The following is an 11,593-nucleotide window of genomic DNA, read 5'->3' as shown; positions in this document are numbered from 1 at the left end:
CGCCATGTCGTACTACAAACACGAATCCGCCTACGTCGACGAGCCCTGCGAGATCGGCGATGGAACAAAAATCTGGCACTTTTCACACGTCATGAAAAATGCCCGGTTGGGTACCAATTGTATACTCGGGCAAAACGTACACATCGCCAACGATGTACGTATCGGGAATAATGTCAAGATACAGAACAATGTGTCGGTGTACACCGGCACGGAGATCGAGGACGATGTGTTTCTCGGTCCGTCATGTGTGCTGACCAACGTGACCAACCCACGTTCGCAGATCAACAGGCACAGTCTCTATGAACGGACGCTGTTGCGCCGCGGGTGCTCAATCGGCGCAAACGCAACCATCGTGTGCGGGACCACCGTCGGTCGCTATGCATTTATTGCGGCCGGCGCGGTGGTGTCGAAGGATGTGCCAGACTACGCGCTGATGATCGGCGTCCCTGCGCGACGTGTCGCGTGGATGAGCAGACACGGGCATCGCCTCGTGTCACCCGATGCGACGGGAATCTATACCTGCCCTGAAAGCGCGCTGCGCTATCAGGAGGTGGAGCCCGGCGTGCTCCGCTGTCTGGATCTTGATGAGGAATCGCCTCTGCCGGTGGCTCTGACGGTGGGTAAACGACTGGACGATTAGACGGTTAGACGGTTAGACGATTAGACGGTTAGACGGTTGGGGTTTTTGGAGAGCTATTTTTTTGGAAGTATCCACTTTTCCGGATGAGAGTGCATCGAGGCGAGGAGGCGGATTATTTCTCGGTAGCGAGTGTACAGTCCGCGGGATACATCGCCAGACATGTAGTTACACTTGAAAGAATATTCCAGCCAGGTTTGTGTCTCAGCAGCTTCCGCCACGGCATCGACCAACCGCTGTTTGAGGGCGGCGATGTACATCCGTTTTGACCATGCCTCCGCGAGATTCGCACATACCGATCGGCTTGATCGCCGAATTTGATCGGTCATTGAATATTTTTCGTCCTTCGGAAACAACTTCGTTAACTCAAAAATATCCATCGACGCGTCCATTGCCTTTTGGTACACCTCCAAATCGTTGACAATCTCTATACGTTTCCATGTTCGTCCCATGGCAGTTGTACGCCGCAATGTCGCAATATGTTCCCGCAGGATTACAACACATTAGGAATAAACGAGTTAGACGCCGTCCTACACACTCTAATCGTCTAACCGTCTAATCGTCTAATCGTCTAACCGTCTAATCGTCTAATCGTCTAACCGTCTAATCGTCTAACCGTCTAATCGTCTAATGCCCGATCTCAAGGCAATATCATTGTCCCTCCAACAATGGGTGCACACGCATCCCGAGGTCGATGCAATATGGCTGTTCGGTTCTTGGGCGAAGGGATCGGCGAATGAACACAGCGACATCGACGTCGCCATTTTGTTCTCGCGGGATTCGATACCATCATCCTATGAACGGTTGGACCTCATGACATCGTTAACTGACCGTCTGGGCGGAGACGTAGACCTGGTCGTTCTGAACACCGCCGGAGAACTGATAACCCAGCAGATTCTCAGTCGTGGTCTGTGCCTATTCTCGCGTTCTCCCACGCGCACAGCTCTGTACAGACTCGCCGAGCAGGGGAAGTATCAGGATTTTGAGATCATCATGAATGCAATCGTCGCTGCAACGAAGGCGCGTGCCCATGGTTGATGCAGTTGTCATAGCAGCAAAGGCGGGAATTGTCGCGCGCTGTCTCGTGCGGATCGATACAGTCACCGGGGGCGTTCCGACGGCCGTCTCGAACATTGATACTGCAGATATCGTTGTCCTGAATCTCCAACGGGCTATTCAGGCATGCGTTGATATGATGGCGCACGTGCTGGCGGAAGAACGGCTGGGTGTGCCGGCGTCTTCCGGTGATGGTTTCGTCGTCCTTGCCACGAGAGGGATAATCGAGAACCGTCACGCAATAGAACTGAAACGCATGGTCGGATTTCGAAACCTCGCCGTTCACGAAAATGACGAGATCGATATCACCCTGCTCGAAGCAATACTACGCGATCATCTCGACGATCTACGGACGTTTTCCGACTCCATGCTCACACGCTATTGCTAATCGTCTAATCGTCCCGTCGCGTCTCGACAAGCTCGGCGTGACACAAGCTGTGTCCAACTTCCCGTGACAATCACACAAACAACACTCCCGGACGTCCTCCTCATCGAGCCGACAAAACACGGCGACGCTCGCGGCTTCTTCATGGAGACGTGGCGCGATGATGTGTTCGCAGCGGCGGTCGGGCGTGCCGTACGATTCGTGCAGGACAACGCGTCGCGTTCGGTGAAGGGCACGCTGCGTGGATTGCACTATCAGCATCCGTATGCGCAGGGAAAACTCGTTCGAGTCACACGCGGCGAAGTGTATGACGTGGCGGTCGACATCCGTCGCGGCTCGCCGTATTTCGGCGCATGGTACGGTTGTATACTTTCCGAGGAAAATACGCGGCAGCTCTGGATTCCCCCAGGATTTGCGCACGGATTTTACGTCGTGTCGGATGTGGCCGATTTTGCGTACAAGTGCACGGAGTATTATCACGCCGAGACCGACGGTTCGGTGCTTTGGAATGATCCTGATATCGGTATACAATGGCCGCTCGACGGCGATCCCCTGCTGTCGCGCAAGGATACATCAGGACTGCGTCTCGCGGATATTACGACACTGCCGGTGTGGGACGGTTAACGTGGAACGGGGAACGGTTAACGGGGAACGCGAGAAATCGTGCGTGATGTAAATACTGTGTCACCCCGAGCTTGTCGAGGGGCGACGACCCGCCGTCATACTGAATCTGTCGTGTGTCGGCTTCGACAAGCTCAGCCTGACACACGAGACAACACCCGTGTCACCCCGAGCTTGTCGAGGGGCGACGGAACAGTGAACGGGGAACGGGCCTGCCCTCCGAAGTTCCGAAGGTGAAAGTCTCCGATTCCTCCGTTCCTCCTGTGTATATTATGAGCGATACAAACTACCTCATACCGCTATTCTGGGATCAGCCGCAGTTTCGCGATGCCGAGAAACTGCGCCAAGTGCTGCTCAGTGGAGACGCGTCTTTGCGGCGTTGGATACTGCTTCGTTTCCTGCAGTATGCACGTGTCAAGGAGACATTTGTATGGTTCACGCTGGACGAAATCCGTGAAGTGGTGCCGGATCTGCCCGCGCGTTCCGCCGACAGGAAAAAATGGGAGCGGTTATTGGAGGTATATGGATCTGCGAGAGGATAAAACCTGTTACGAAACACCGGAGCAAAGAGCCGTTCTTGTGGAACTGCTCGCATTGCAGTCGATACGGTCGCACTTCTTTCTCACTGGCGGAACCGCGCTTTCAGTGTTTTACCTCCACCACCGCCTTTCGAACGACATTGATCTATTCTCGCGCGATCTTGAGGCGTTGCATGAGGTCGATTACGAACTCCGCCTGCACTTCGGAATGCGGGCAGTCCGTCTTCGAGGCAGCGAGTACATTCTCACGTATCGAATCGATGAGACCAAGGTCGACATCGTTCGCGATCCTCTCTCTCTTGACGAGGCGCGCCCCACCGCCGTGATGGATCGAGGTCGGGAGATCCGCATCGATACGCTTCGCAATATTTGTTCGAACAAACTCACGGCGATGGCTTCCCGCGCTGAACCGAAGGACTTCGTCGATCTGTTCTTCCTCGGACGGGATGCAGCAACCTTCGATCTCGCCGCCGTATATGCAGATGCCGTGCGCAAGGATGCAATCTTCGACGATCCCGCAACAGCCGCATATGCGATAGAGTCGAACCTGGGAGCGGTACAACAGGCGACTATCCTTTGGCCGGCGACGAAGGAACCATTTGTGTATGATGAACTGCTAGAATGGTACGCCCGCATGCTCACGAGTTTGTACGGATTTCAAGATCTCGGATAATGGGGCGCATCCGTGTAATGGCGGCCTTCTCGGCCTCTCGTGAGTTCCCTCGCTCCGCAGTCGTATTTACCGCCGCCTTTCTCTACATCGCCTCCATCACGCTGCTTCGGCCCACACCATGGATGAACATCGGGACGGGTTTCGATTTCACCATGGGTTTGATCTGGGCTGGTGTCGCGCTGCTCGCCGGCTTTTTGAGCCGCCGACCGTCGGTACTCGTGCCCTGTTTTCTCATCGCCTGTCTGGGCCCGCATCACCGCGTGGCGATTCTGTCCGCCTTTGTCTCCGGCGTTGTGATGCTGATAAGCACATTGTATGCAGAACGGCACGATATTCGGAGCTTCGTGCACCGGGCATTTGTGGAGAAGGGCGCGGGCTATGTACTTGCCATCGGACTGTACATGTGCGTGGTGTGGCTGCTGCGCCTTGGAGATTCCACTGACAGGTGGTCGTTCCTGGCGCTCGCAGCGTCAATGTTCGCGGTGCCGCTGGCAGTGTACAGTCTGTCGTATCTCACATGGACCGGCGACGAATACACGCTGACCATTCGAAACTGCGGACTTGTGCTCCTGGCCCTGGGGAGTGTCGTGCTCCTCTATCCCGCTGCAGTCGGTGCCTTCGATCAATACGGCGTACCCCTGTATATGCTCTCGAAAGCCGCCGCCTCAAGTCTGCATATTCCCATCCTGATGGAGTGGACTGATCCGGACTATAACTCGGCCAGTCTTCGAGGTGCGCACTATGCCGCGATGATTCTGTTCATTGCAGCCGCTGGTTGGAGCGTGTATGCGGTGAGGGCGCGCGCGTGGATGCATGCGGGAGCCGCGGCGCTTCTTGCGTATGCCGCTGCCATGGGGGAAAACGCACATGCGCTGCCGGGCCTGGCACTTGCCGGATGTCTGATGGGTTTGGACGGCCTGCGCGGGACGCGCGCCGGTCGGATGCGGGCGGCCGCACTTGCCCTGCTTCCCTTTATCGCGGCGGTCGTGCTGGTCCTGATTGTATACAACTGGGATGCGTATCTTCGATCCCTGCCGAAACGCGCATTATATACAAATGCACTGCGCCAGGCGGTGAATGATCCTGTCCGGCTGCTTCTGGGCGAGGGCCCGGCCGCATACGCCAGCCATGCTGCGGCCAAACGGCTGTCGTTGCCGTACAGGGAAGACAACGAATTTCCCGTCATGCCGCCGTTCACCTCGCCCCGGTACGACGAGGCGCTCAGGCAGAGTTTTGGGGAGAACAGATATACAACCCTGCACCGGCCCATTTCCGGCCTTCTCGGATTTGCCATGGAATGGGGCGTGTTGGGTTCGGCGCTGCTTCTTGGTGCCGTCTACGTTCTGTTTCGTCGCGTGCAGGAACAGACGGACGGCCCCGCGCGTAGCGCGGTTGTCGCGGCGGCAATAACCTCGCTCTCTCTGGTGGGAGTGTCGCTCGCCTTTCGACCCTATGCGGAGTATCCGGACATCATGGCGGTGGCATCGATCAGCTTTCTGCTGGCCGCGGTACACACAGTCGAACGCACACCGGCGGTCGCGACGGGTAGTGGCACTCCCGCGGCAGCAAAGGGCAACATCGGCGTGAATCCACTTTCCCCATCCACGTTCTCATGAGAGCAGGCGCAATAATACAGGCACGGTGCGGATCACAGAGGTTCGCACGAAAGGTTCTGCAGCCGCTGCCTTCCCCGAGGGGGCGGTGCTCGGTTGAACATATTATTGCACGCGCTGGTGCATGCACCAGCATCGCGCAAAGCGTTATCGCCACGACGACAGGCCGGGAGGATGATGTTCTGGAGGAGAAATTCGGTCCTCTCGTGTTCCGCGGCGATGCAGCCGATGTGCTCGATAGATATGCGGCCGCAAACACACGCCACACATTTGATATTGTTGTCCGTTTGACGGGCGATAACCCGTGTATCTTCCCGTGGATGCTCGACCGTCTGGTGACGGAATTGCGCGAGAGTGGCGGGGACTATGCGCGCCTGACCGGCATACCTCTCGGTCTGCATGCGGAGGCATTTACCGCCGCCGCGCTGAAGCGCGCACATGCTGACGCCAAGGACCCTTATGAACGCGAACACGTAACACCGTACTTCTATCGCCACCCGGAATTATTCGATGTCCGAATGGTGGAGGTCGCCGTTCCACGCACTCTCGCGGATGTCAGGCTGACACTTGATTACCCGAGCGATTATGCACTGTTGAATATAGTGTTCGGGTTTTTCGCCGACGGGCCCCCGTCACTGGAAGCGCTCGACACGCTGTTTCAGGAGCGGCCCTGGCTTCGTGATATCAATCGCAACCACCAGAAGGCCGACCTTGGCGCGGAGGAACAGATGCGCGCCGCCATTGCACTGCTCAACGAGCGGGAATTGACCATCCCGGCGGACATACTCCGCCACACACACAGACAGGAATCCTGACGATGAAATATCTCATCACGGGCGGCGCCGGATTTATCGGCTCGAACCTCGTCCATGAAATCCTCGCTCGCGGCGAACACGTACGCGTGCTCGACAATTTCTCGACGGGCAAGCGGGAAAATCTCGCCGATGTGCGCGAGGCCATCGAACTCCTCGAAGGCGACATTCGTTCGTATCACATCGTACACGAGGCCGTGCGCGGCGTGGACGTGATTCTCCATCAGGCGGCGCTCCCCTCCGTCCCGCGCTCGATCGCCGATCCTATCACGACACATGAAGTGAATACCAATGGAACGCTCAACGTGCTCAACGCGGCACGCGACCTCGGCGTGCAGCGCATCGTCTTTGCCTCCTCGTCATCGATATACGGAAACAGCGCCGAGTTGCCGAAACATGAAGGCATGAACCCGAACCCGCTCTCGCCATACGCGGTGTCGAAACTCACGGGTGAAAAATACATGCAGGTGTTTCATCAACTGTACGGATTGGAAACCGTCGCCCTGCGATACTTCAACGTGTTCGGGCCGCGACAGGATCCGAACTCGCAGTACTCGGCAGTGATCCCGAAGTTTATCACCGGCATGCTCGCGGGCCGCGCTCCGGTCATTTATGGCGACGGCGAGCAGACGCGCGATTTTACGTTTGTAAAAAATGTCGTATCCGCAAACATCCTCGCGGCGACCGCCTCGGACGATGTGGGGGGCGCGGTGATGAACATCGCCTGCCATGAACGGATATCGCTCAACCGCCTCGTGTCGGATATCAACGGCATCGTTGGAACATCCATCACACAGCAATACGCGGCGCCTCGACTCGGCGATGTCCTGCATTCCTTTGCCGCCATCGCGCGGGCGCGCGAGGCGATCGGCTACGAACCGTCGATGACCTGGAACGACGGCCTGCGCGCCACCGTGGATTATTACCAGAAGCAATTGCCGGTACAACGCGGATGAGTATTCTCGTCACCGGCGGCGCCGGTTTTATAGGACGCGCCATCATTGCGTCGCTACCCGAATCGGTTCCGGTCACCTGTATCGATGTACTCGAAGCGCAGGCGCATGCCGGAAGAACGACATTCCCTGCGTGGCTCTCCGACAGAGCGCGCTGCATTCGCGCCGATATCCGCGATACGACGGCATATGCGGACACACTGCACGATGTCGATGTGGTCATCCACCTTGCGGCGCAGACCGGCACAGGCCAGTCGATGTACGAACGCTCCCGTTATGTCGGACACAACGTGGACGGCACCGCCTGTCTGCTGGACGCCCTTGCGCTGCATGCGCCGCATCTGTCGCGCATCGTGCTCGCCTCGAGCCGCGCCGTGTACGGCGAAGGGATGCTTCGTGTGCATGACGGCCGGCTGCTTCCCGCCCAACGCACCCTCGATCGCCTGTCGAGCGGGCAATGGAACGCAATCGCCGCTGATGGATCCCCGGGCGACCCCGTCGCCATGCAGGAGGATTTCCCATGCAATCCGACCTCGGTGTATGGCCTGACCAAATGGTGGCAGGAGCAGTTGATCGTGGATAGTGCAGCACGAAGCGGCGTGCATCACACCATCCTGCGCATACAAAACGCGTACGGGCCCGGACAGGAACTACGGAATCCGTACACCGGCATCATCGGCATCTTCTGTTCCCTGCTCTTTCGAGATCTCGAAATTGAGCTGTTCGAGGATGGCGAGGTGATGCGTGATTTTGTCTATGTCGACGATGTCGCGGACGCCTTTGTGCGGGCTGCGGTCGGGGACAGACCGCCGTACTCGATCATGAACATCGGGAGCCGTGACGCCGTGTCACTGCGCACGCTGGTGGATCGGCTCGGCGCAGCGGCGGGACGCACACCTCGAGTTCGCGTTTCGGGCCGCTATCGTGTGGGCGACATACGTCACGCAATCGCGGATACCACGCGATGTGATGCCTGGCTGCAGGGAGGTCCACGGACGTCCCTTGAGGAAGGACTGCGGCGGTATTGGGCGTGGTTTTCGGAGCAGGAGGCGCTTGCAACCGAAACACTGCGCGAATCCTTCGAAGAGATGGAAAGGAGCGGTGTCCTACGCGCTTCGGAGGATCAGTGATCGAGCGTGTAAGCGTCATCATTCCCAATTACAACTACGCACGGTATCTCGCCGGGCGTATCGAAAGCATTCTCCAACAGACCACCCCGGTGGATGAAGTCATTATTCTGGATGATGCCTCGACGGATGACAGCCGCCAAATAATACAGCGCTACACCGGCGATACACGCGTGCGCGCCGTGTACTTCGACGAGAACAGCGGATCGCCGTATCGGAGATGGAACGACGGCGCCGCCCTCGCAACAGGCGAGTGGCTGCTGTTCGCGGGCGCGGACGACAACTGCGATCCGACCATGATCGCCCGGCTGCTCGCAGCATCAACATCATCCGACGGAGTGGATCTCGTGTGGTGTCAATCCACCGGTATCAACGAGAACGGCGATGAAACACGATCCTGGAAGTCGTGGACGGATGATCTCAATCCTACTCTCTGGTCGGGCGATTTCTCGATGCGCGGATCCGGATTGCTTGCGTACTTCCTGCAGAAGAATGTGATACCAAATGCGAGTGCCGTGCTGTTGCGCCGCTCGGCGTTTCTCCGGCATGGCGGTTTCGATACAACGCTCCGGCTCTGCGCCGATTGGATGTTGTATGCACGCATCGCCGCGGAGGCGCACGTGGCCTTTGTCGCGGACCCGCTCAACCACTTTCGCACACATGGCGCAACCGTACGTGATGCAAGCAGCAGATCAGGACTCCATCTGCGCGAGGCCGCAATGGTAATCGGGACCATCTCTTCGTGGCCCGCCGTCGAAAACGGCGCGCGAGACGCGGCCATTCGCCGATTTGTGCGCACATGGATGAGCAACGGAGTGAGGAATAAGACGCTTCTCACCGCCGCACAGCTCTCCACGCTCGTCCGTGCATTCGGACCCCACGCAGCCCGCGTGCGCTGGGAGCTTGTGCGCGCATTTCCCTCCTTGGTGAAACGGCGGGTTCATGCACGGGTGTTTCCTGCGGGAGATGCCGCATGAAAACACAAACGGAATGGACGACACTCATCAGGCCGCGAAAGGGGATCCTCGATCTCGATCTCCGCGAAGTCTGGCGCTACCGCGATCTTCTCGCTCTCTTCGTGCGACGCGATTTTGTGGCGCTGTACAAACAGACGATTCTTGGCCCCCTGTGGTTTTTTTTCCAGCCGTTGTTCACGACGGTGATGTTCACACTTGTGTTCGGAAGCATCGCCCGGATTTCCACCGATGGACTGCCGCCGATATTATTCTACATGGCCGGGACCGTCACATGGTCGTACTTCCAGGAATGCCTGGTCAAAACATCGAACACCTTCATCGTCAACGCCCCGATCTTCGGCAAAGTGTATTTCCCGCGGCTCGTCGTGCCGCTCTCCATCGTAATCACCAACCTCATAGCGTTTCTTCTCCAATTTGTTTTCTTCCTCGCATTCCTGTTGTATTACGGCGCGACGGGAAGTCGGATCGAGCCCAATGTGTATGTTTTGATGATGCCCGTCTATCTCCTGATGATGGCCGCGCTAGGGCTCGGGCTGGGTATCATTGTCGCCTCCTTGACGACGAAATACAGGGATCTCCGCTTCCTGATCAGTTTCGGAGCACAACTGCTCATGTACGGGACACCCGTCGTCTATCCGCTGTCGAGCGTGCCGGATAAGTGGCTGCCCTTTTTCCTCGCAAATCCGATGACGCCGATCATCGAGAGCATGCGGTATGCCTTTCTCGGTGTGGGAGTATTTCGCGCGGATCACCTGCTCATGAGCGGCGGCATCATTCTGATCATTCTTGTCACGGGAGTGCTGCTGTTTACTCGAGTCGAGCGCACCTTCATGGATACCGTATGATATATCACGGCATGCCGATTCATCGTCAACACCGGGTGCAGTTGTGAGCACGGTGGTCATACGCATTCAGGGACTCGGAAAGGAGTACCGGCTGGGTGTACTCGGCCGGAAGACGCTCTCGCATGATATACAGAGCTGGTGGGCCCGTTTGCGCGGCCGTCCGGATCCGAACGCAAAAATCGGGAAGGAATTTCAAGCGCGGTCCGGATCCTCCGACGACAGGATATGGGCGCTTCGTGATGTCTCACTCGACGTGTATGACGGCGAAGTGCTCGGTATCATCGGCAAGAACGGCGCGGGGAAATCCACGCTGTTAAAAATCCTCTCACGCGTGACGGCTCCGACACTCGGGGAAATCCGGATCCGCGGGCGTGTGGCGAGTCTGCTGGAAGTCGGCACCGGTTTTCATCCCGAGCTGACGGGGCGGGAGAATGTGTACCTCAATGGTGCCATACTCGGCATGACGAAACGGGAAATCGCCAGGAAATTCGATGAGATCGTCTCATTCTCCGACATCGAACGCTTCATCGACACACCCGTGAAACGATACTCTTCCGGTATGTACGTCCGTCTCGCGTTTGCGGTCGCCGCGCATCTCGATCCGGAAATTCTGGTGGTGGACGAGGTGCTCGCCGTGGGTGATGCCGCGTTCCAGAAGAAGTGCCTCGGCAAAATGGGTGATGTGGCGGGAAGTGGCCGTACTGTGCTGTTCGTGAGTCACAATATGCATGCGATCAGACAGATCTGTCCGAAGGCGGTGTGGTTGCAGGGCGGGACGATTGTGCAATCAGGGCCCTCGGAAGAGATTGTGGAACGCTACCTGTCGCAGCAATCGACTGCGGCCGGCGGAGCGACAGCGGTGTTTGCCGCATCCGAGGAGCGGCAGTTCGAGGTGCAGGGCGCCGCGCTGATAAACGCGCACGGCGCGGAGACGGATTGGTTCGAGGCAGAGGACGGGATCACACTCAGTCTCGACTGCATTTCACGCGAGCCCGTACCCGGCTTATACGGCTACCTCACACTTTCCACGGTGGACGGCACCACAGTTCTCGAGTCCGACAGTCTCGACCGGCTGCCCAATCCCTTCGACAGCCTGCCGCCAGGGCGGCATCGCATCAGCGTGTCAATCCCGCCGCGTGTGCTCGGGCACGGGACGTATGTCGTGTACCTGAACTTTGCGAGCCCCCTGGGTGTGACCGCCGCCGATATACACTCGCCCGGCACCGTGCTGCAATTCACCGTGACGGACAGCACATCCAAACGGGGGAATGCGCGACGCGGATTTCACAGCATCCTTCTCTCCTGGGCCGAACAATCGTCGGCGAATCTCACGTAACGTATCACACTTAATCCCG

General features: G+C 57.8%; 14 protein-coding genes. 13 read left to right on the top strand and 1 reads right to left on the bottom strand.

Annotation, left to right across the window (positions count from 1 at the left end; all coding sequences use genetic code 11):
* Positions 1–4: 4 nt before the first annotated feature.
* Positions 5–640 carry an N-acetyltransferase gene (locus HY962_00210; GenBank protein MBI5645326.1) on the top strand — a complete coding sequence of 212 codons (636 nt, stop codon included), beginning with the start codon at positions 5–7 and terminating at the stop codon, positions 638–640.
* 53 nt (positions 641–693) lie between these two features.
* Here the strand turns inward: HY962_00210 and HY962_00205 are convergent, their stop codons facing one another.
* Entirely contained in the window at positions 694–1,089 is a 396-nt protein-coding gene (locus HY962_00205) for a four helix bundle protein (GenBank protein ID MBI5645325.1), read from the bottom strand.
* 178 nt (positions 1,090–1,267) lie between these two features.
* Between HY962_00205 and HY962_00200 the strand changes: the two genes are divergently transcribed.
* The 12 genes from HY962_00200 to HY962_00145 all read left to right on the top strand — a co-directional run bounded on the left by HY962_00200 (position 1,268) and on the right by HY962_00145 (position 11,574).
* Positions 1,268–1,675 (top strand): nucleotidyltransferase domain-containing protein, encoded by a 408-nt coding sequence (locus tag HY962_00200; protein MBI5645324.1) that lies wholly within the window; start codon positions 1,268–1,270, stop codon positions 1,673–1,675.
* Entirely contained in the window at positions 1,668–2,081 is a 414-nt protein-coding gene (locus HY962_00195) for a DUF86 domain-containing protein (protein MBI5645323.1), read from the top strand. The genes HY962_00200 and HY962_00195 overlap by 8 nt, the downstream gene beginning before the upstream one ends.
* Positions 2,082–2,144: 63 nt before the next feature.
* Positions 2,145–2,702 (top strand): dTDP-4-dehydrorhamnose 3,5-epimerase, encoded by a 558-nt coding sequence (gene rfbC, locus HY962_00190; protein MBI5645322.1) that lies wholly within the window; start codon positions 2,145–2,147, stop codon positions 2,700–2,702.
* A gap of 269 nt (positions 2,703–2,971) precedes the next feature.
* On the top strand, positions 2,972–3,241 hold the full coding sequence (locus HY962_00185; protein MBI5645321.1) for a hypothetical protein: 270 nt from the start codon (positions 2,972–2,974) through the stop codon (positions 3,239–3,241).
* Positions 3,222–3,911 (top strand): nucleotidyl transferase AbiEii/AbiGii toxin family protein, encoded by a 690-nt coding sequence (locus tag HY962_00180; GenBank protein MBI5645320.1) that lies wholly within the window; start codon positions 3,222–3,224, stop codon positions 3,909–3,911. Before HY962_00185 ends, HY962_00180 begins: the two co-directional genes overlap by 20 nt.
* A gap of 17 nt (positions 3,912–3,928) precedes the next feature.
* The gene (locus HY962_00175) at positions 3,929–5,527 is read left to right on the top strand and encodes a hypothetical protein (GenBank protein ID MBI5645319.1); all 1,599 of its coding nucleotides are present in this window, start codon (positions 3,929–3,931) and stop codon (positions 5,525–5,527) included.
* Positions 5,524–6,339: a hypothetical protein gene (locus HY962_00170; protein MBI5645318.1), complete on the top strand. Its 816-nt coding sequence runs from the start codon at positions 5,524–5,526 to the stop codon at positions 6,337–6,339. Before HY962_00175 ends, HY962_00170 begins: the two co-directional genes overlap by 4 nt.
* 2 nt (positions 6,340–6,341) lie before the next feature.
* The gene (locus tag HY962_00165; protein ID MBI5645317.1) at positions 6,342–7,292 is read left to right on the top strand and encodes an SDR family oxidoreductase; all 951 of its coding nucleotides are present in this window, start codon (positions 6,342–6,344) and stop codon (positions 7,290–7,292) included.
* Positions 7,289–8,419: an NAD-dependent epimerase/dehydratase family protein gene (locus HY962_00160; GenBank protein ID MBI5645316.1), complete on the top strand. Its 1,131-nt coding sequence runs from the start codon at positions 7,289–7,291 to the stop codon at positions 8,417–8,419. The genes HY962_00165 and HY962_00160 overlap by 4 nt, the downstream gene beginning before the upstream one ends.
* Positions 8,416–9,393 (top strand): glycosyltransferase, encoded by a 978-nt coding sequence (locus HY962_00155; protein ID MBI5645315.1) that lies wholly within the window; start codon positions 8,416–8,418, stop codon positions 9,391–9,393. Before HY962_00160 ends, HY962_00155 begins: the two co-directional genes overlap by 4 nt.
* Complete coding sequence (locus HY962_00150; GenBank protein ID MBI5645314.1) at positions 9,390–10,238, top strand: ABC transporter permease; 849 nt, start codon at positions 9,390–9,392, stop codon at positions 10,236–10,238. The genes HY962_00155 and HY962_00150 overlap by 4 nt, the downstream gene beginning before the upstream one ends.
* A gap of 43 nt (positions 10,239–10,281) precedes the next feature.
* Entirely contained in the window at positions 10,282–11,574 is a 1,293-nt protein-coding gene (locus HY962_00145; protein ID MBI5645313.1) for an ABC transporter ATP-binding protein, read from the top strand.
* Positions 11,575–11,593 lie beyond the last annotated feature (19 nt).

The sequence above is a fragment of the Ignavibacteriota bacterium genome (assembly GCA_016218045.1).
Lineage (GTDB): Bacteria > Bacteroidota > Ignavibacteria > SZUA-365 > SZUA-365 > JACRFB01.
Note: the sequence above shows the minus strand (reverse complement) of the source record. Positions and strands in the feature narration are given on the sequence as shown.